Below are 19,132 nucleotides of genomic sequence, written 5' to 3'. Positions count from 1 at the left end.
TCCGCCCGTGGTGCAGCGCCCAGCGACACGGTCGGTGTTGCGCAACGCCGCTCGTGTCGCTGCGCCCTGCACAGCCGCGGTTCAGGCCGCGAGCGCGGGCCGGCCGGCGAGCAGCGGCAGCAGGCCCGCGAGGTGCGCCTCCGCCGAGAACATCCTCGCGGTCGTGCGGGCGCCGTCGGCGGCTCGGCGCACGCGGGCGGGGTCGAGCGCGAGCTCGACGAGCAGGTCCGCGATGCCGCGCGCCGACGGCTCCGCGACGAGCAGCCCCGCGCGGTCGAGCCCCTCGGTCAGCCTCGGATCGGTGTGCAGGACGCCGCGGCCCGCCCGTACCGACTCGACGATCGTCATCGGCTGGTTGTCGAAGCCGAGGGAGGTCAGCGCCGACAGGTGCGACGCGTCGAGGAGCGTGCGGACGGCGGTGCGGTCGAGGCGGCCGAGGAGGACGAGACCGGGGACACTCGTCGCCAGCAGCCGCGCAGCCGGGAGCGACAGCCCGGCCCCGGCGATCGCGACGCGCAGCCGCCCGGCCGGCAGCCGCCGCTGGGCGAGGGCGACGCCGCGGACGAACGTCGTCAGGCGCTTCTCCGGCACGCAGCGGCCGATCCAGGCGACGCGGAGGTGGTCGACGTCCGGCAGCGGCACCGGCTCGGCCGGCGTCGGGTCGCAGTTCAGCAGCACGAGGTCGACGGGCCCGCCGAGGCGGGCGAGGTCCGCCGCCTGGTGCGCCGACGGCGACACCACGGCGTCCGCGGCCGCCGCAGCGGCGAGGGTGTGGTCGAGCAGCGGGTTCGGCGTCCGTCGCGGCACCGGCCCGGCGAGCCGGGCGAGCAGCCCGCGGGCGGCGGGCGCGAGCGGGGCGGGCACTGCGGGCCAGTACGCGGTGTGCACCGTGTGCGCGACCGGGAGCCCCAGCCGCGCGGCCGCCGCACGGGCCGCCGCGGCGTGCCCGAACTCGCTGTGCAGGTGCACGGCGTCGATCCGCTCCGCCCGGAAGCGAGCCCTGAGCCGGTCGCGGAGCGCCGCGTCGTCCGCGACGAGCGGGAAGTCGAGGGCGGGCAGCCGGCGGCCGTCCGTCCAGAGCACCGAGGCGCCTGCGACCTCGAGGGACCGGGCGGGCCGCGGCCCGACGACGAGGACGTGGTGCCCCGCCTGCAGCAGGGCCGTCGCCTCGTTCAGCGCGGCGCGCTGCGCCCCGCCGATCAGGTCCAGGGAGTAGTCGACGACGATCGCGATGCGCATGACGGCAGTCGATCGGGCCACCCGTGTCGCGCAGCAGCCCCGCGAGGTGGATCAGGGTCCGCTGCGAGGATGATTCGCGAGTCCGAATGGTTCGACGGGCCTGCTCGATCCCTACTCTGTCGCCGTGATCACCCGCCTCCTCCGCGTCCCGCTGACGAATCGGACCTTCCGGACCCTCGTCGCGGCGTTGAGCGCGACCCTGTGCTTCTGGACGATCTGGACCTCGGAGCTGGGCCGCAACGGCGGGCTCGCCTTCGTCTACGCGATCCCGGCCGTCCTGGTCCTCGTCTTCTGGCGCACCCGACCGGTGCTCGCGCTCGCGCTCTCGCTGCTCGCGCTGATCATCGTCCTCTTCGGGGCGGCGAACGGCACACCCGTCAACTCGGGCGGCGTGCTGGCGTCCGCGACCGCGTGGTTCGTCGTGCTCGGCACGTCCCTGAGCGACGACCGGCGCATCCGGATCGCGGGCTGGTCGCTGCTCGGCCTCGACGCCCTCCTGGCGCTGCTGAACTCCGGGCTGCCGAGCTTCGTCATCGTGCTCGCCCTGGGCGGCGGGGCCGCGGGCATCGGCTGGGTCGTGCGGCAGCTCCGGGAGGCCTCGACGCTGCAGGTCGCGCTCGCGGAGACGTCGCAGCGCGGCGAGGCCGCCGAGCGCGACGTGCTCGTCGAGCTCGAGCGCAACCGGATCGCGCGCGAGGTGCACGACGTCGTCGCGCACTCGCTCGCCGTCGTGATCGCGCAGGCCGACGGCGCCCGCTTCGCCGCGGAGACGAAGCCCGAGACGGTCGCCCCCGCGCTCGAGTCGATCAGCGACACCGCCCGGCGCGCGCTCGGCGAGGTGCGCACGATGCTGCACGACCTCCGCACCAGCGGCGACGCCGGGGTCGTGCCCGGCCCCGCGGACCTCGCGGCGCTCGTCGAAGGGGTCCGGGGTCTGGGCGTCGAGGTCGAGGAGGCCGTGTACGGCGAGCCCCGGCGCATGGAGCGCGACCCCGGCATCGCGCTCTACCGGGTGGCGCAGGAGGCGCTGACGAACGCGATGCGGCACGGCGACCGCGCCCGGCCCGTCGGCTTCGAGGTCGACTGGGGCGAGCGGCAGGTCGTGCTCACGGTGACGAACGGCGTGCCCGACGAGGCGCTCGGGGCCACGGAGCGCGCGGGCCACGGGGTGCTCGGCATGCGCGAGCGGGCGGTCGACGCGGGCGGGGACTGCAGCGCGGGCGTCGGCTCGAACGGCCGGTTCCGCGTCCGGGTCGCGCTGCCCCTCGCCGCAGACGAGCCGACAGCGGCGGCGCCGACGCCGCCCGAGGCGCAGCCGAACCCCCTGCTCGCGCTCTTCGCGCCCGCCGAGGCGACCGGCTCCCGTGGCTGACGACGGGACCGGTGCACCGATCCGCGTCGTCCTCGCCGACGACCAGGCGCTGTTCCGCTCGGGCCTGCGGATGCTGCTCGACTCGCAGCCCGACATCGAGGTGGTGGGGGAGGCGGCGGACGGCGCCGCCGCGCTCGCCGAGGTCGAGCGCACCGATCCGGACGTCGTGCTGATGGACATCCGGATGCCGCGGATGGACGGCGTCGCCGCCACCGAGCGCATCGCCGCGGCGGGGGAGCGGCCACGGGTGCTCGTGCTCACCACCTTCGACCTCGACGAGGCGGCCGCCCGGGCGCTGCGGGCCGGCGCCTCCGGCTTCGTGCTGAAGGACGCCCGTCCGGAGTTCCTGCTCGCCGCCGTCCGCACCGTGCACGCGGGCGCCGCGGTCATCGCGCCGGCCGCGATCGGGCACCTGCTCGAGACCTTCGGCTCGAACCGGAGCCGGGACGACGACCGGCTCGCGGCGCTCAGCCCGCGGGAGCGCGAGATCTACGAGCTCGCGGGGCGCGGGCTCTCGAACGCGGAGATCGCCGCGCACGAGTACGTCAGCGAGGCGACCGTGAAGACCCACCTGTCGCGGGTGCTCGCGAAGCTGGGCCTGCGCGACCGCGTCCAGCTGGTCGTGCACGCGCACGGCGGCTGAACGCGCGCCGAAGGCACCGGACGAGGCCGGCCGACATCCCCTGCGAGATGCTTGAGCGCTAGCACACGTCGCCCTGGTCGCCTCAGGGTGCTCCGAGCCGTTCCATAGGGTCCGCATGGGCGTCGCTTGCCCCGCTCAGCACCGGCGGGCGGCACCATCACGCGGCCCCGCGATGGGGACGCAGGACGGAAGGAGACCCCGGTGCCCGGGTGGTTGCGCTCGATCCCGATCGAGGACGTCGGCGTGCTGGCGGCGGTCTACGTCGTCGCCGCCCTGCTGGTGGTCGTGCTGGTGCTGCCGCGCCCCGGCACGGCGGGCCGGACGCGGACGCGGATCGGCTGGACCGCGCTCGCGGCGGGCATCGGCGCCGCCGTCGGGCTCGTCGCCGTCTGGCAGGTCGTCGACGTGCAGGACGTCTTCGGCGTCGCGGCCTCCACGGTGATCCGCGCCGCGGCCGCCGCGGGCGGCGCAGGGGTCGGCGTCGCCGTCGTGAACCTGGTGCGCACGCGCTGGTGGCGGAAGGCGCTCGCGGTCGTGGCGATCCCGGCGGTGCTCGCGGCCTCCGCGATGATGATCAACCGCGACGTCGCCTACTACCCGACGCTCGGCGACGCGTTCGGCGACACCGGCGTCGGGTCGCTGGCCTTCGACGAAGCCGCGGGCCAGGACCGCTCGCTGGCGACGTGGCGGCCGCCGGCCGACATGCCGCGGACGGGCACCGTCGGGACCGAGCAGATCCCCGGCACGGTCTCCCACTGGCACGGCCGCGCCGCCTGGGTCTACCTCCCGCCCGCCGCTCGGGTCGCGCACCCGCCGCGACTGCCCGTCGTCATCGCCTTCTCGGGGGAACCCGGCGGCCCGTCGGACGTCTTCCTCGCCGGCGGCCTGCAGAAGACGCTCGACGCGATCGCGGCGCAGCACGAGGGCGTCGCACCCGTCGTCGTCGTGCCGGACCAGCTGGGGTCCTACTCCGCCAACCCGATGTGCCTCGACTCCCGCCTCGGGAACGTCGCCACCTACGTCACCGTCGACGTGCGGCACTGGATCCTCGACCACCTGCCCGTCGCGGCGAGCCGCAAGGAGTGGACCGTGGCCGGCTTCTCGGAGGGCGGCACCTGCGCCGTGCAGTTCGGCACCGAGCACCCCGGCATCTTCAGCTCGTTCATCGCGGTGTCACCGGAGCTCGCGCCCTTCAACCGCTCGGTCGCGCACACGATCGCGGTCGGCTTCGGGGGGAGCCGGGCGGCCTACGAGGCGGCGAAGCCCATCGCGGTCATGCACCGCATCGGCCACTACGCGCGGACCCGCGCGATCTACAGCGTGGGCGGCCTGGACAAGCGCTACGGCGCCGACGCCCCGCAGCTCGCGAAGGCGTCGCGCAGCGTCGGGATGGACACCTCCTACCGCGTCTTCCCGGCCCTCGCCCACAACTGGAACACCGGCAGCGCCGGCCTGTCCTGGGGGCTCCAGCAGCTGACGTCGTGGTGGAGGCTGCCGGCATGAGGCGCTGGGCACGGGACCGCGCGGTCGGGATCGCGCTCGCCGCCGTCACCCTGGTCGTCGCCGTGGCGACGCGGTCCCTCCTCGGCCCCGACGCCGGGACGCGGCAGGCGTTCGGGCTCAGCGTCCGCGCCCTCGTCGAGGAGGGCCGGGTCGGCACGCTGCTCGGGTCGCTGCTGCTCGCGAGCGGGCCGGTCGAGCTGATCCTCGTCCTCGCCGCGCTGGTGCTGGTGGTCGGCGGGTTCGAACGCCTCGTCGGGCACGGGCGCGTGCTCGGCCTCTGGCTCCTCACCGGCATCGGCGGGGGCCTGCTCGGCGTCGGCCTGGAGGCGGCGGGGCTGCTCGCCCGCGGCGTCTGGACGACCCCGCCGATCACGCTCGCGACGCTGCAGCCCGAGACCCCGGTGCTCGGCGTGCTGCTGGCCGGCAGCGCCTGGTGCGGGCCGCTCTGGCGCCGGCGCATCCGCCTGATCGGGCTCACCGCGCTCGTGGTCCTGCTGCTCTACTCCGGCCAGCCGGAGGACCTGGACCACCTCGCGGGCGCCTTCGTCGGCCTCGTCGCCGGCGCGGTGATGACCCGGCGCTCCGCCCGGCCGGTCTTCCCCCGCAGCTCCAGCCACGAGTCGCGGACGCTGCTCGCCGCGGGCATCGCCGTGTCCGCGGTCGGGCCCTTCATCGCGGCGGTGCAGCCGCGCGGGTACGGGCTGCTGCGCCCGCTCGGCCGGCTCTTCCACGACCCCCTTCCCTTCGCGGCGGGGGTCCGCGAGCGCTGCGCCGCGGACCCGACCGCCGCCCGCTGCCTCGAGGCGGCGCGGCTCGCGCACCTGAACGGACCGGGCCCCCTCCTGCTCAGCGTGCTGCCGCTGCTGGTCCTGCTGGTCGCCGCGGCCGCCGTGCTCCAGGGCCGTGCCGTGGGGGCGTGGGCCGCCACCGCGGTCGGCGGGCTGCTCGCGGTGCTCGGCGCGGTCTACTACGGCCTCCTCCCGGTCCTCGGCGACCCCGACCAGGTGCAGGACCTCCGCGCGGCCGTCACGGTGCAGTCGGTGCTGGCCGTGCTCGTGCCGCTCGCCGTCGCGGTGGCCTCCTTCCTCGGCCGGAGGTGGTGCGGGGTGCTCCCGACGCGGCGCGCGCTCGTCGTCGGCGGGGCCTCGGTCGTGGCGGCGGCCGGCATCGGCATCGGCGCCTGGCTGCTGGTCGGCCTGCTGGTCCGCGGCCAGTTCCACCCGACGCCCACAGCCGCGCAGCTGCTGCTCGACCTGCCCCAGCGGTTCGTGCCCACCGGGTTCCTGCGCTTCCGGCGACCGGAGATCGTGCCGGTCGGCCCCGTCGCCGACCTGCTCAGCGGCGGCATCGGGGCCGCGTTCTGGACCGTCCTGCTGGTCGCGGTCGCGGGCGTCGCGCTCAGCGTCCGACGCACCACGACGCCCCGCGACCAGGAGCGGCTGCGGGCGCTGCTGCGCGAGGGCTCGAACGGCTCGATCGGCTGGATGACGACCTGGGCCGGGAACCGCACCTGGTTCAGCCCGGACGGCGCCCACGCGATCGCGTACCGGGACGCCGGCGGCGTGGCCCTCACCGTCGGCGAGCCGGCCGGCCCCGCCGAGGGCGCCGACGACGCGGCCCGCGCCTTCGCGCTGCACTGCGACGACCGCGGGCTGATCCCCGCGTTCTACGCCGTGCGCCCCGAGTTCGCCGCCGCGCTCGGCGGCCCGGGCGCCGCCTGGGCGACCGTCGAGGTCGGCGAGGACACGATCATCGACCCCGGCGCGTTCACCATGCGCGGCAAGCACTGGCAGGACGTCCGGTCCTCCTTCAACCGCGCCGATCGGGCCGGGGTCCGCGCGATGTGGACGGACTGGGCGTCGCTCCCGCTCGTGCAGCGGACGCGCATCGAGGCGATCAGCGAGGAGTGGGTCGCGGAGCGGCGGCTGCCCGAGCTGGGCTTCACCCTCGGCGGCCAGGCCGAGCTGGAGGACCCGGAGGTGCGCCTCATGCTCGCCGTCGGGCCGGGCGACCGCGTGGAGGCCGTGACCTCCTGGCTGCCGACGTGGCGGGACGGGGAGCTCGTCGGGCTCACGCTCGACTTCATGCGCCGCGACCCGGTCTCGATGAACGGGGTGATGGAGTTCCTGATCGCCAGCGTGATCGGCATCGCGCAGCAGCGCGGGCTCGAGTTCGTGAGCCTGTCGGTCGCGCCGCTGTCGGGCGTCGACGAGCAGGGCGAGGACCGCGTCGAGCGCCTGCTGGCCGTGATCGCGCGCCGGCTCGAGCCCGCCTACGGCTTCCGCTCGCTGGCCGCCTACAAGGAGAAGTTCAAGCCGGAGCACCGCACGCAGGTCCTCGCGGTCCCGGACGCGGTCGCGCTGCCCGCGGTGACCGTGGCCGTCGCGCGGGCGTACCTGCCCGAGCCGGTGCTGCGGGGCGCGCGCCGCATCGTCGACGCGCTGCGGCCCGAGGCGCCGGCGGCAGCCGGAGCGGATCGGTGAGCGCGACCGCTCGGACGACCGCTCAGGGCACCGGGTAGCCCCACGCGCCCGCCACGGCCCGCAGCGCGGGCGGGACCTCGTCGGCCGCGGGCAGCGGCCTGCCCTCCTGGATGCGGCCGCTGCGGATCTTGTCGGACCAGTCCCCGATGCCCTTGACGAACTCGCCCTCGCGGCCGCCCTCGACCGCCGCGTAGTCGAGCATCGACTCCTCCCAGGGCACCCCGAGGAACTCGCAGAGGCGCCTCGTCTCCGTCTCCGGGTCGGCGACCAGGTCCTCGTACCGGAGCGAGTGCCCCGGGTGCCGCTTCCGCGCCGACTCGACCGCCCGCGTGTAGCGGCCGACGTGCTCGATCGCGGCGGGCATGGGGCGCTCCGCCGGCTTGCTCTCGTGCCACGAGCGCGCGGCCGACAGGGGGTGGCGCAGCAGGAACACGAACCGCGCGTCCGGCCAGCAGGTCGTCAGCCTGCCCATCGCGAACACGTTGCTCGGCGTCTTCTCGACCACGATCCGCTTGCTGCTGCGCTGCAGCTCGCGATGGAGCAGGCGGTCCCAGAGCAGGTGCTCGAGGTCGGCGCTGTTCAGGTCGAGCGCCGTCATGGCCTGCTCCGCCGGCGGCGTCGACATCGTGACGTGCAGCCGCCGCTGATGCAGCTCGATCGGCGCGCAGACCTGCGAGTGGCTGTCGAGCACGGCGCGCAGCAGCGTCGACCCGGAGCGCACGCTGGAGATGAGGAAGACGGGGGCGGTCACGAGGCGGTCCTCCGGGCCGCGGGGCGGTCGCGGCTCGGCGGGCGGCGGGACGGCCGCGGGGCTCGTCACCCGCAGGCCGGTGGTGCGCTGCAGCGCGTCGTTCAGGGCGCGGAGAGGGTTCACGCGTCCATCGTGCCGGTGCCGACATGGACCGGCCCGCCCGGATCTCCGGCTGGTAGGGTGCGGCCATGCTCTCGGCGCTCCTCCTCCTTCGCCGCCGCGACGAGGCCTAGACCACCGGCCCTCCTCGTCGCGGAGTCTCGCGCTGGCCGCACCCCGACGAGAGATGAAGGAAGCACTCCCATGCAGAACCGGCAGCAGCCGTCCCCGATGCCCGTGCATCGGTACCGCCCCTACCTGGACCAGTTCCGCGTCGACCTGACCGACCGCACCTGGCCCGCGAACCGCATCGAGCGGGCGCCGCGCTGGTGCGCCGTCGACCTCCGCGACGGCAACCAGGCGCTGATCGACCCGATGAGCCCCGAGCGCAAGCGGATCATGTTCGACCTGCTCGTGCGCATGGGCTACAAGGAGATCGAGGTCGGCTTCCCGTCGGCCAGCCAGACCGACTTCGACTTCGTCCGCTCGCTGATCGAGGAGGGGGCGATCCCCGACGACGTCACGATCCAGGTCCTGACGCAGGCGCGCGAGCACCTCATCGCGCGCACCTACGAGTCGATCCGGGGCGCGAAGCAGGCGATCGTGCACCTGTACAACTCCACGAGCGTGCTGCAGCGCGACGTCGTCTTCCGCACCGGGCGGCAGGGCATCGTGGACATCGCGGTCGAGGGCGCGCGGATCTGCAAGCGCTACGAGGCGACGGTGCCGGAGACGACCGTCTACTACGAGTACTCGCCCGAGTCCTACACGGGCACCGAGCTCGAGTTCGCGGCCGAGGTCTGCAACCGCGTGATGGAGGTGTTCGTCCCCACCGCGGAGCGCAACGTGATCATCAACCTGCCCGCCACCGTCGAGATGGCGACGCCGAACGTCTACGCCGACTCGATCGAGTGGATGAACCGGCACCTCGACCACCGCGAGCACGTGATCCTGTCCCTGCACCCGCACAACGACCGCGGCACCGCGATCGCGGCGGCGGAGCTGGGATACCTGGCGGGCGCGGACCGCATCGAGGGCTGCCTGTTCGGCAACGGCGAGCGCACCGGGAACGTGGACCTGGTCGCCCTCGGCATCAACCTGTTCACGCAGGGCATCGACCCGCAGATCGACTTCTCGGACCTCGACCGCATCCGCGCCACCGCCGAGCACTGCAACCAGCTCCGCGTCCACGAGCGCAGCCCCTGGGCCGGCGACCTCGTCTACACGGCGTTCTCGGGCAGCCACCAGGACGCGATCAAGAAGGGCTTCGAGGCGATGGCTGCGGCCGCCGAGGTCGCCGGGAAGCCGGTCGACGAGCTGGAGTGGGCCGTGCCCTACCTGCCGGTCGACCCGAAGGACCTCGGCCGCAGCTACGAGGCCGTGATCCGCGTCAACTCGCAGTCCGGCAAGGGCGGCGTCGCGTACCTGCTGAAGACCGACCACGCCCTCGACCTGCCGCGCAAGCTGCAGATCGAGTTCTCCGGCGTCGTGCAGGCCAAGACGGACGCCGAGGGCGGCGAGGTGACGAGCGACCAGATCTGGGCGGCGTTCGAGGACGAGTACCTTCCGAACCCGGAGCCGTCGGCCAAGTGGGGCCGCTTCGAGGTGCTGCGCACCCGCACGTCGAGCGAGATGAGCGGCGACGTCGAGCTCGGCGTCCGGCTGCGCGTCGACGACGAGGTGCGGGACGTCGAGTCGCGCGGCAACGGCCCGGTCGACGCGTTCCTCAAGGTCATGGGGGAGCAGGGGTTCCGGATCTCGCTCTACGACTACGTGGAGCACGCGCTCAGCGCCGGCGGCGACGCCCGCGCGGCCGCCTACGTCGACCTCGAGGTGAACGGCGTCCGGCTCTGGGGCGTCGGGATCGACGGGGACATCGCGACCGCGTCCCTGAAGGCGATCGTCTCGAGCGTCAACCGCGCGGTGCGGTCGCAGGTCGGCGAGCTCGCCCTCGTCTGATCGCGGCCTGCGGGCCGGGGCTTGAGACCTTCCCGGCCCGCGGGCGTCGGCCGCGACCATTCGGCGGTGCCCGCGGAAGTCGGGGCAGGATCGGGCCGCGCAGCCCCTCCACCGTTCGTCGATCGCGAACATCGGCGCCGCAGGGCGAACATTCCGTGAACGGTCCTGGCGGGTCGGCCGCACGTCCGGCACCCTTGGCCCATGACGCTCACGACTTCGACCCTCGATTCCGTCATCGTCATCTGGCACGTCGCGGTGAACAACAAGGACGGCGCCACTGCTGCCGCCGCCTGCACCGAGGACGTCGTCGTCAGCGGCCCCAAGGGCGAGGCCGCAGGACGCGACGAGATGCGCCGATGGGTGGAGACGGCGGGGGTGCGGCTGATGCCGCGGGACTGCTACGACGTGCCGGGAGGCATCGTGGTGGAGCAGGATGCGACCTGGGACAGCGACGGCACGAGCACGCCGGTCACCGTCTTCTCGTCCTTCGGGCTCCGGAACGGCTCGATCTCGAGCATCCACCGGTTCGCCTCGCTCGATGAGGCGCGGGCCTACCCGCTGGCCGCCTGACCGTCGGGCGGCGACGCGGCCCCGCGCCACCGCCCGACGGTCGTCCGCCTACATCCGGTCGCGGCTCGTGGTCGGGTCGGTCGTGCGGCCCTGCTGCGAGCCCTCGTTCCCGACCCGGTCGTCGGCGGCGTCGCGCGCCTGCTCGATCTTGTCGGTGTGCTTGCCGCCGGTCTTCTCGTCGGCGAAGCGGGCCGCCTTGTCGAGCACCGAGTCGCTCGTGCTCTCGCCCTTGTCGCTGTTCAGCGCGTCCTTCGCCTTGTCGAACAGTCCTGCCATGGCCGCTCCCTCCGTGTGCGCGCACGGGTCGCTCCCGCGCCCCTCCTGGCTACACGGCGAACCGCAGGATGCGGTGGGAGCCGGGTGTCGGCGCGCGGCGCGAGAATGGTGCCGTGCCCACCTACCGTGACGAGGCCGTCGTGCTGCGCACCCACCAGCTGGGCGAGGCCGACCGCATCGTGACGATGCTGGGCCGGCGGCGGGGCAAGATCCGCGCGGTCGCGAAGGGCGTGCGCCGCACCTCGAGCCGGTTCGGGGCGCGGCTCGAGCCGGCGATGGTCGTCGACCTGCAGTGCTACGAGGGCCGCAGCCTCGACGTGATCCAGCAGGCCGAGTCGATCGGCACCTACGGCGCGTCGATCGCGACCGACTACGCGGGCTTCACGGCTGCGAACGTGATCCTCGAGACCGCGGACCGGCTGACCGACGAGGCGTCGCAGCCGCAGTACCTGCTGCTGATCGGGGCGCTGCGCTCGCTCGCGCGGCAGGACCACGACCCCGCGCTGATCCTCGACTCCTACCTGCTGCGGGCGCTGTCGATCGCGGGCTGGGCGCCGACCTTCGGCGACTGCGCCGTCACCGGGGCGCCCGGTCCGCACACCGCCTTCGTCGCGCAGCTCGGCGGGGTCGTCGCCGACGAGGTCGCCCCGCCCGGCGTGCCGCGCCTGTCCGTCGAGACAATCGAGCTGCTCGGCGCGCTGCTGTCGGGGGAGTGGGACGTCGCCGACGCGGCGGCGCAGCGCACGCGCGGCCAGGCCTCCGGCGTCATCGCCGCCTACGTGCAGTTCCACCTCGAGCGCGGCCTCAAGTCCCTCGGGCACCTCGACCGCGCCCCGCGCCTGCCGGCGGCGAGCGCGTGACCCCGGGCGGAGGCGAGGGCTGATGGCGCGCGTGCAGCTGGATCCGATCCGCCCCGTCGACTGGACGGGCGAGCACCCGCCGGCGTTCGCGCGGGTGCCGAAGCACGTCGCGGTGGTGATGGACGGCAACGGGCGCTGGGCGAACCGGCAGGGCCTGCCGCGCATCGAGGGGCACCGGGCGGGGGAGGCGGCGCTGCTCGACGTGGTCGCGGGCGCCCTCCAGGCCGGGGTCGAGCACCTGTCGGCCTACGCCTTCTCGACGGAGAACTGGACGCGCTCGCCCGACGAGGTGCGCTTCATCCTCGGATTCAACCGCGACGTGCTGCGCCGCAGGCGCGAGCAGCTGAACGAGTGGGGGGTGCGCATCCGCTGGGCCGGGCGCACGCCGCGGCTGTGGCGCACGGTGATCGGCGACCTGCGGAGCGCGGAGCAGCTGACCCGCGACAACCGCACGCTCACGCTGACGATGTGCATCAACTACGGCGGCCGCGTCGAGATCCAGGACGCGGTGCGGCAGGTCGCGGCGGAGGTCGCGGCCGGCCGGCTGAAGCCGAACGCGATCACCGAGAAGACGATCGCGCGGCACCTGTACCTCCCCGACATGCCCGACGTCGACCTGTTCGTCCGCTCGTCGGGGGAGCAGCGGACCTCCAACTTCCTGCTGTGGCAGTCCGCCTACGCCGAGATGGTGTTCCAGGACACCCTGTGGCCCGACTACCGCCGCACCCACCTCTGGGACGCGATCGCGCAGTACGCGGACCGCGAGCGCCGCTTCGGCGCGGCGGTCGACGCGCCGACCGCCGCCCGCTGACCGCTTTCCGCCCCGCTCGTGCGGTCCTCAGGTGCAGTTGCGGTGCCTCGTGCGACCGCAACTGCACCTGGGGGCCGCATCAGCGCTCGGCCGCGAGGCGCACGACCCGCACCAGGACGAGCGGCCGGGGCAGGTCGAGCCAGATCAGCAGCTCCGCCCGTGAGGCGAGCACCGGCAGCACCCGGCGGTACTGCAGCTCGGTGATCCAGGCCCCACCGGCGACCAGCCCGGCGACGTCCGCCTCGAAGGTCGCGCTCGGCGTCCAGCCGGCCCGCCAGTGCAGGGCGCCGATCTCGACGTGCGGCACGCCGTTGAGCGTCGCGATCCTGGCGGCGAGCGTCGTCTTGCCGCTGCCGGAGGAGCCGGCCACCAGGATCCGCCGCGCCGTCGCCGTGGTGCGCCGCTCCGTCACCGGGACATCCTGCTCCTGCGGTCCTCAGGTGCAGTTGCGGTGCGCCGTGCGGCCACAACTGCACCTGATGACCGCACCTCGGTGACCGCGACCGGTCCGGGTCCCGAGGCGCTCCGCCGCTAGGCTCTCGGACCGACACAGCGACCCCGCAGCCTGCGGGGTCCAGGACGGGAGATCCGTGGCCGCCAGCTCGCTCGACAGCGTCATCGCCCTCGCCAAGCGGCGGGGCTTCGTCTTCCAGTCGGGGGAGATCTACGGCGGGTCCCGCTCCGCCTGGGACTACGGGCCCCTCGGGGTCGAGCTGAAGGAGAACATCAAGCGCCAGTGGTGGCGCACGATGGTGCAGGGCCGCGACGACGTCGTCGGCCTCGACTCAGCTGTGATCCTGCCGCGTCAGGTGTGGGAGGCCTCCGGCCACGTCGAGGTGTTCAGCGACCCGCTGGTCGAGAGCCTCCACACGCACAAGCGGTACCGCGCCGACCACCTGATCGAGGCGTACGAGGCGAAGCACGGCCACCCGCCGGAGAACGGCCTCGCCGACATCCGCGACCCGGAGACCGGCCAGCCGGGCTCGTGGACGGAGCCGCGCGCGTTCTCCGGCCTGATGAAGACCTTCCTCGGCCCGGTCGACGACGAGGCGGGGATGCACTACCTGCGGCCCGAGACGGCGCAGGGCATCTTCGTGAACTTCGCGAACGTCGTGCAGGCGTCGCGGATGAAGCCGCCGTTCGGCATCGGCCAGATCGGCAAGAGCTTCCGCAACGAGATCACCCCCGGCAACTTCATCTTCCGCACCCGCGAGTTCGAGCAGATGGAGATGGAGTTCTTCGTCGAGCCGGGTACCGACGAGACCTGGCACCAGTACTGGATCGACGAGTCGTACCGCTTCTACACGGAGCTCGGCATCGCCGCGGACAACCTCCGGCTGTACGAGCACCCGCGGGAGAAGCTGTCGCACTACTCCAAGCGCACGGTCGACGTGGAGTACCGCTTCGGCTTCACCGGCAGCGAGTGGGGCGAGCTGATGGGCGTCGCGAACCGCACCGACTTCGACCTCCGGACGCACGCGGAGGCCTCGGGCAAGGACCTGTCGTTCTTCGACCAGGCGCAGAACACGCGCTGGACGCCGTTCGTGATCGAGCCGGCGTTCGGGCTGACCCGTGCGCTGATGGCCTTCCTCGTCGACGCGTACGCGGAGGACGAGGCGCCGAACACGAAGGGCGGCGTCGACAAGCGCACGGTGCTGCGCCTCGACCCGCGGCTCTCCCCCGTGAAGGCCGCGGTGCTGCCGCTCAGCCGCAACGAGCGCCTCTCGCCGCTCGCGAAGCAGGTCGCCGCCGACCTCCGCCGCGAGTGGAACGTCGAGTTCGACGACGCCGGTGCCATCGGCCGCCGGTACCGCCGGCAGGACGAGATCGGCACCCCGTTCTGCATCACCGTCGACTTCGACTCGCTCGACGACCAGGCGGTCACCGTGCGCGGGCGCGACACGATGCAGCAGGACCGAGTCGGCCTCGACCGCCTCCGCAGCTACCTGGGCGCGGCTCTGATCGGGGCGTGACGCCGAGCCGGGTCCGTTGCGGACATCCGGCCGCGCCCCGGCGGGCCCGGATGTCCGGAACGCGCCCGGATGCGCAGGCGCGGCGCGGTTGACTGGCGGCGTGGTCGAGCGAGCGGAGTCGATCGGCGCGGCGCGGCCGCTGCCCGGGCGCGCGGTGATCCGCCAGCACTGGGCCGACGCGGTCTTCCTGCACTGGCGGGTGGACCCGGCCGAGGTCGCGCCCTGGCTGCCCGAGGGGACGCGCCCGGACACGACCGACGACGGCGCGAGCTGGGTCGGGCTGATCCCGTTCCGGCTCGAGCGGACGGCCTTCCCGCCGCTGCCCGTCGTGCCGTGGCTCGGCACCTTCCTCGAGACGAACGTGCGGCTCTACGCGGTGGACGACCGCGGGCGGCGCAGCGTCGTCTTCCGCAGCCTCGACGCGCAGCACCTGCTGCCGGTGCTCGCGGCCCGGGTCGGCCTCGGGCTCCCGTACCGCTGGGCGCGGATGCGCGCCCGCCGCGAGGGGGACGTGCTCGCCTACTCCTCGGAGCGGCTCGAGGGCGCGACCCGGCCCCGCACCCGGATCCGGGTCCGGCTCGGCGGACCGGTGGAGGCGGACCCCCTGGCCGCGTTCCTCACGGCGCGGTGGGCGATGCACGTGCACCACCTCGGGGCGACCCGCTACTGGCGCAACGAGCACGAGGCGTGGCCGCTGCGGTCGGCCGAGCTGCTGGACCTCGACGACGAGCTGCTCGCCGCCGCGGGCTTCCCGGCGCTCGCCGAGCGCGCGCCGGACTCCGTGCTCTTCTCGCCCGGCGTGACGACCCGCTTCTCCGCGCCCGCCTGACCGCGTCGCGCTCGGAGGCGCCGTGCGGTTCAATCCACCCGTGGGGGAGCGGTGGGACGTCGTCGTCGTCGGCGCGGGTCCCGCCGGCTCGACCGCCGCGCGCGTGGCCGCGGAACGGGGTGCGCGGGTGCTGCTGCTCGACGCCGCCCGCTTCCCGAGGTACAAGACCTGCGGCGGCGGACTGCTCGGCACGTCCCTCGACCTGCTGCCGCCCGCGGCGCTCGGCGCTGTGGAGCGCCGGGTCGCCACGGCGTCCTTCTCGCTGCGGGGCGGTGAAGCGCGCCGCATCCGCAGCGGACGGCCCTTCCTCGCCCTCGCACGCCGGGAGGTGCTCGACCAGGCGCTCGTCGACGCGGCGGTCGCCGCCGGAGCCCGGTTCCGGGACCACGTGCGCGTCACCGGGCTGGTGGAGACGGGCGACGAGGTGGCGGTGCGCACCTCCGGCGGGGTCGAACGGGCCGCGGCCGTCATCGGCGCGGACGGCTCCGCGAGCACGACCGCGCGGCACGTCGGGGTGCGGATCGCGCGCAGCGACCTCGGGCTCGAGGTCGAGCTCGCCGGGACCGGGCGGGAGTGGGACGGCCGGGTGCACCTCGACTGGGGTCGCGACCCGGGCACCTACGGCTGGGTCTTCCCGAAGGGCGACCGACTGACCGTCGGCGTGATCCAGCGCAAGGGGGAGGGTGCGGCCACCCGCGCCTACCTGGCGCGCCTGCTGGACGGGCTCGGGCTGGCCGACCGCGAGCGGCTCCACGAGTCCGGCCACCTCACCCGCTGGCGCACGCCGGGCTCCCCGGTCCGCCGGGGCAGGGTGGTCGTGGCCGGCGACGCCGCCGGGCTCCTCGAGCCCTGGACGCGGGAGGGCATCTCGTTCGCCCTCCGCTCCGGCGCGGCCTCGGGAGCCGCGGCCGCGCGCGGCGACCTCGACGCGTACGAGCGGTACGTCGCCCGCGAGCTGGAGCCCGAGCAGCGGTCGGGCGCCCGGCTGCTGGCGCTCTTCGAGCGCACGCCGACGCCGGTGCACCTGCTCATCACCCGGACCGGACGGGGCGCTCGCCGCTTCGTCCGCTTCAGTCGCGGCGAGGCGGGCCTCAGCCTCTGCGGCTGACCGCCGCGAGCACCTGCACATCGCGGCTCGAGCCGTCTCGCCCGGGCCTGGGGCCCGATCGTCCGTCGCGCGCATGTCGTCCTCACCCGGCACGGGCAGGAGCAGGATCGCGAGGGCCTCCGTCATCGGCCGGAGGGCGACGACGCGGCGTCAGGCGCTGATGTCGGCGACCGTCGCGTCCAGGGCGGCGAGCAGCGCGGCCGCGTCGACGAACGCGCTGAACCCGTGCTCGCCCGCCCCCATCGCGATCCGCCCGGCGATCCGCTCGTCCGCGAACACCGGCCAGGCGTGCGCCGACCCGAGCGGCGTGATCGTGCCCCGCTCGTAGCCGGTCGCCTCCCGCGCCTCGTCCGCGCTCGGCAGCCGCAGCCTGTTCACGCCCACCGCCGCGCGCAGCCCCGCCCAGGCGATCTGCCGGTCCCCGGGCACCAGCGCGAAGAGGAAGGTGCCGTCGCTGCGACCGACCACGAGCGACTTCACGACCCCGGACGGCGGGAGACCGAGCAGCGCCGCCGCGGCCTCGCGCGAGTCGGCGGCCGGGCGCTGCACGACCTCGACGTCGATGCCCAGCCGCTCAGCCGCGGCGACGACGCGTTCGGTGCCCACGCCGCCACGCTAACGGGGCGGCGGCCGAACGGGCGCTCGGGGGGAATGCGCCGCGCGGCAGCGCGGTTCGCCCGGTCGTGACGGATCCCGTGAAGGTCGACGTCTGGTCCGACGTCGCGTGCCCCTGGTGCTACATCGGCAAGCGGAGGTTCGAGGCCGGCGCGGCCGCCTCGGGCGTGCCGGTCGAGGTCGAGTACCACTCCTTCGAGCTGTCGCCCGACACCCCGGTGGACTTCGAGGGCAGCGCGACCGAGTTCCTGTCCGGGCACAAGGGCATCCCGCTCGAGCAGGCGCGGGCGATGACGGACCAGGTGACCGCGATCGCCGCCGAGGTCGGGCTCGACTACCGCTACGACGACATCCGCCACACGAAGACGCTGCTCGCGCACGAGCTGCTCCACTTCGCCAAGGCGCAGGGGAAGCAGCTCGAGACGGCGGAGGCGCTCTTCCGCGCCTACTTCGTCGACGGCGGCCACGTGGGCCGCGTCGACGACCTCGTCGCGATCGCGAAGTCGGTCGGCCTCGACGGCCCCGCGGCCCGCGCCGCCCTCGAGGACCACCGCCACGCCGAGGACGTGCAGGCGGACCTCGCGCAGGCGGTCGCCTACGGCATCCGCGGCGTCCCCTTCTTCGTCGTCGACGGCCGGTACGGGGTCTCGGGCGCCCAGGCCTCCGAGGTGTTCGCGGGCGCGCTCAGGCAGGTCGCCGACGAGCGGGAGGCGGTCCGATGAGCGGCGTCGTCCCGTTCACGATGCTGCCCGGCGCCGGGCCCGCCTGCGAGGGCGACGCCTGCCTGCCCGAGGTGCCGGAGCCTGCGGACCCCTGACGGCCCCGCTCGTCAGACGACGAGCCGCCGCCGCGCCGCCGGCAGCCGGAACGCGGCCGGAGGCACCGCCGCGTCGTCGGTCGCGAGGTCCGCGAGGATCCGGCCGACCGCGGGCGCGAACTTGAAGCCGTGCCCCGAGAAGCCCGCGCCGACCACGACCGGGCCCACGCGGTCGAGCACGAAGTCCTCCGTCGGCGTCGTCGTGTAGGTGCAGCTGATCGGGTCGGCCGCATCCGCGTCCACGCCGGGCAGCCAGGCCCGCGCGTAGGCCTGCAGGGCGGCCAGCTGCGCGGGCACCGGCGCGCGGTCGCGGTGGTCGGGGTCGACGACGGGGCCGGTGCCGTGCCAACCGGCCTTGATCCCCTCGCCGGCGGTGCGCATGCCGTAGATCCCTGACAACCAGCCGTCGTGCCGCGAGCGGTCCAGGTCGTGCATGAACGTCGGCCACTCGAGCCCGGGGTCGAGCGGCCGGAAGTGCGCCGGCTGCTCCTGCGTCACCCGCAGCTCCGGCAGCGGCACCGCGTCGCCCAGCAGCTTCGCCGTCCAGCCGCCGACCGTCACCACCGCGCGCCGCGCCGTCGTACAGCCCTCCGCCGTGGCCACCTCGACCTCGTCGTCACCCAGGACCCGCACACCGGTGACGGCCGTGCCGAAGCGGACCTCGCCGCCCTCCGCCTCGACGCCCGCGAGCATCGCGCGCCACGCGTCCTCGGCCCGCACGCGCCCGGCCTCCGGGATCCAGAGCGCCTCCCGGTCGACGCGGATCTGCGGCCAGCGGGCCTGCGCCTCCGCGGCGGGCAGCACCTCCGCGGCCTGCCCGACCGAGGCGAGGGCGGCGACGACGTCCGGGTAGACCGGGGAGCCGCCGTGCCGCACCAGCCCCACCGGCTCGATGAGGCCCGCGCCGAGCTCGCCGTACAGGCGCCGCGCCTCCACGAGCATGGCGACGTACGGCTCCGCCGCGTAGCTGGTGTTGAAGTTGCGCATCGCGCCGTGGGAGCTGCCGCGGTCGTGCGCGGGGCCGAACCGCTCGAGCAGCAGCACGTCCGCCCCGCGCCGCGCGAGCAGCCAGGCGGTCGCCGCGCCCATCACGCCGCCGCCGACGACCACCACCTGCCGATCCGTCACACCACGACGCTACGGCCCCGGCCGCGAGGTGTCCGAGGGTCCGCGAGAATGGGGGCGTGACCACGGCACTCGCGCCCGCGCGCCCGCTGACCATCG

Annotated in this window: 18 protein-coding genes; 12 read left to right on the top strand and 6 right to left on the bottom strand. The window is 74.7% G+C overall.

The window, feature by feature from the left end; translation table 11 throughout:
• Positions 1-81: 81 nt before the first annotated feature.
• Complete coding sequence (locus ACFSBI_RS11465) at positions 82-1,239, bottom strand: glycosyltransferase family 4 protein (RefSeq protein ID WP_377935027.1); 1,158 nt, start codon at positions 1,237-1,239, stop codon at positions 82-84.
• A 124-nt stretch (positions 1,240-1,363) separates the two neighbouring features.
• Between ACFSBI_RS11465 and ACFSBI_RS11460 the strand changes: the two genes are divergently transcribed.
• From ACFSBI_RS11460 to ACFSBI_RS11445, 4 genes are all read left to right on the top strand, one after another.
• Positions 1,364-2,611: a sensor histidine kinase gene (locus ACFSBI_RS11460; protein ID WP_377935025.1), complete on the top strand. Its 1,248-nt coding sequence runs from the start codon at positions 1,364-1,366 to the stop codon at positions 2,609-2,611.
• Between the two features lie 70 nt (positions 2,612-2,681).
• Positions 2,682-3,254, top strand: coding sequence for a response regulator (locus ACFSBI_RS11455; protein WP_377935124.1), 573 nt, complete (start codon positions 2,682-2,684; stop codon positions 3,252-3,254).
• Positions 3,255-3,455: 201 nt separating this feature from the next.
• Positions 3,456-4,757, top strand: coding sequence for an alpha/beta hydrolase (locus ACFSBI_RS11450; protein WP_377935023.1), 1,302 nt, complete (start codon positions 3,456-3,458; stop codon positions 4,755-4,757).
• Positions 4,754-7,240, top strand: coding sequence for a bifunctional lysylphosphatidylglycerol flippase/synthetase MprF (locus ACFSBI_RS11445; RefSeq protein ID WP_377935022.1), 2,487 nt, complete (start codon positions 4,754-4,756; stop codon positions 7,238-7,240). The genes ACFSBI_RS11450 and ACFSBI_RS11445 overlap by 4 nt, the downstream gene beginning before the upstream one ends.
• A 22-nt stretch (positions 7,241-7,262) precedes the next feature.
• Here the strand turns inward: ACFSBI_RS11445 and ACFSBI_RS11440 are convergent, their stop codons facing one another.
• Positions 7,263-8,114, bottom strand: coding sequence for a sulfotransferase family protein (locus ACFSBI_RS11440; protein WP_377935021.1), 852 nt, complete (start codon positions 8,112-8,114; stop codon positions 7,263-7,265).
• A 180-nt stretch (positions 8,115-8,294) separates the two neighbouring features.
• On the opposite strand from ACFSBI_RS11440, the gene leuA reads away from it, so the two are divergent.
• Together leuA and ACFSBI_RS11430 are read left to right on the top strand one after the other, a co-directional pair.
• Positions 8,295-10,049 carry a 2-isopropylmalate synthase gene (gene leuA, locus ACFSBI_RS11435; RefSeq protein ID WP_377935019.1) on the top strand — a complete coding sequence of 585 codons (1,755 nt, stop codon included), beginning with the start codon at positions 8,295-8,297 and terminating at the stop codon, positions 10,047-10,049.
• A 201-nt stretch (positions 10,050-10,250) separates the two neighbouring features.
• Positions 10,251-10,619 carry a nuclear transport factor 2 family protein gene (locus ACFSBI_RS11430; RefSeq protein ID WP_377935017.1) on the top strand — a complete coding sequence of 123 codons (369 nt, stop codon included), beginning with the start codon at positions 10,251-10,253 and terminating at the stop codon, positions 10,617-10,619.
• A gap of 48 nt (positions 10,620-10,667) precedes the next feature.
• Here ACFSBI_RS11430 and ACFSBI_RS11425 read toward each other — a convergent pair whose 3' ends face one another.
• A complete protein-coding gene (locus ACFSBI_RS11425) occupies positions 10,668-10,895 on the bottom strand; it encodes an antitoxin (protein WP_377935015.1) in 228 nt (75 codons plus the stop codon).
• Between the two features lie 113 nt (positions 10,896-11,008).
• On the opposite strand from ACFSBI_RS11425, the gene recO reads away from it, so the two are divergent.
• Both recO and ACFSBI_RS11415 read left to right on the top strand, forming a co-directional pair.
• The gene (gene recO, locus ACFSBI_RS11420) at positions 11,009-11,755 is read left to right on the top strand and encodes a DNA repair protein RecO (protein ID WP_377935013.1); all 747 of its coding nucleotides are present in this window, start codon (positions 11,009-11,011) and stop codon (positions 11,753-11,755) included.
• Positions 11,756-11,777: 22 nt separating this feature from the next.
• Positions 11,778-12,566 carry an isoprenyl transferase gene (locus ACFSBI_RS11415; RefSeq protein ID WP_377935011.1) on the top strand — a complete coding sequence of 263 codons (789 nt, stop codon included), beginning with the start codon at positions 11,778-11,780 and terminating at the stop codon, positions 12,564-12,566.
• Between the two features lie 79 nt (positions 12,567-12,645).
• Here ACFSBI_RS11415 and ACFSBI_RS11410 read toward each other — a convergent pair whose 3' ends face one another.
• On the bottom strand, positions 12,646-12,978 hold the full coding sequence (locus tag ACFSBI_RS11410; RefSeq protein ID WP_377935010.1) for a P-loop NTPase family protein: 333 nt from the start codon (positions 12,976-12,978) through the stop codon (positions 12,646-12,648).
• Positions 12,979-13,156: 178 nt separating this feature from the next.
• Between ACFSBI_RS11410 and ACFSBI_RS11405 the strand changes: the two genes are divergently transcribed.
• From ACFSBI_RS11405 to ACFSBI_RS11395, 3 genes are all read left to right on the top strand, one after another.
• Positions 13,157-14,539 (top strand): glycine--tRNA ligase, encoded by a 1,383-nt coding sequence (locus ACFSBI_RS11405; RefSeq protein WP_377935008.1) that lies wholly within the window; start codon positions 13,157-13,159, stop codon positions 14,537-14,539.
• 100 nt (positions 14,540-14,639) lie between these two features.
• On the top strand, positions 14,640-15,368 hold the full coding sequence (locus ACFSBI_RS11400) for a YqjF family protein (protein WP_377935006.1): 729 nt from the start codon (positions 14,640-14,642) through the stop codon (positions 15,366-15,368).
• 40 nt (positions 15,369-15,408) lie between these two features.
• Entirely contained in the window at positions 15,409-16,476 is a 1,068-nt protein-coding gene (locus ACFSBI_RS11395) for a geranylgeranyl reductase family protein (protein WP_377935004.1), read from the top strand.
• 150 nt (positions 16,477-16,626) lie between these two features.
• On the opposite strand, the gene ACFSBI_RS11390 is transcribed toward ACFSBI_RS11395, so the two are convergent.
• Positions 16,627-17,082, bottom strand: coding sequence for an aminoacyl-tRNA deacylase (locus ACFSBI_RS11390; protein WP_377935002.1), 456 nt, complete (start codon positions 17,080-17,082; stop codon positions 16,627-16,629).
• A gap of 77 nt (positions 17,083-17,159) precedes the next feature.
• On the opposite strand from ACFSBI_RS11390, the gene ACFSBI_RS11385 reads away from it, so the two are divergent.
• Positions 17,160-17,813, top strand: coding sequence for a DsbA family oxidoreductase (locus ACFSBI_RS11385; RefSeq protein ID WP_377935000.1), 654 nt, complete (start codon positions 17,160-17,162; stop codon positions 17,811-17,813).
• 107 nt (positions 17,814-17,920) lie between these two features.
• Here ACFSBI_RS11385 and ACFSBI_RS11380 read toward each other — a convergent pair whose 3' ends face one another.
• The gene (locus tag ACFSBI_RS11380; protein ID WP_377934998.1) at positions 17,921-19,036 is read right to left on the bottom strand and encodes an FAD-dependent oxidoreductase; all 1,116 of its coding nucleotides are present in this window, start codon (positions 19,034-19,036) and stop codon (positions 17,921-17,923) included.
• Positions 19,037-19,132 lie beyond the last annotated feature (96 nt).

The organism is Amnibacterium endophyticum (genome assembly GCF_042680685.1).
In the GTDB taxonomy this organism is placed as follows: Bacteria; Actinomycetota; Actinomycetes; order Actinomycetales; family Microbacteriaceae; genus Amnibacterium; species Amnibacterium endophyticum.
This window is presented reverse-complemented; position numbering and strand designations above follow the sequence as displayed.

Coding starts and splice junctions, on each gene's coding strand:
- ACFSBI_RS11415 (WP_377935011.1), top strand. CDS start 11,778: ATGGCGCGCGTGCAGCTGGATCCGATCCGCCCCGTCGACTGGACGGGC.
- ACFSBI_RS11445 (WP_377935022.1), top strand. CDS start 4,754: ATGAGGCGCTGGGCACGGGACCGCGCGGTCGGGATCGCGCTCGCCGCC.
- ACFSBI_RS11455 (WP_377935124.1), top strand. CDS start 2,682: ATGCTGCTCGACTCGCAGCCCGACATCGAGGTGGTGGGGGAGGCGGCG.
- leuA (WP_377935019.1), top strand. CDS start 8,295: ATGCAGAACCGGCAGCAGCCGTCCCCGATGCCCGTGCATCGGTACCGC.
- ACFSBI_RS11430 (WP_377935017.1), top strand. CDS start 10,251: ATGACGCTCACGACTTCGACCCTCGATTCCGTCATCGTCATCTGGCAC.
- ACFSBI_RS11465 (WP_377935027.1), bottom strand. CDS start 1,239: ATGCGCATCGCGATCGTCGTCGACTACTCCCTGGACCTGATCGGCGGG.
- ACFSBI_RS11425 (WP_377935015.1), bottom strand. CDS start 10,895: ATGGCAGGACTGTTCGACAAGGCGAAGGACGCGCTGAACAGCGACAAG.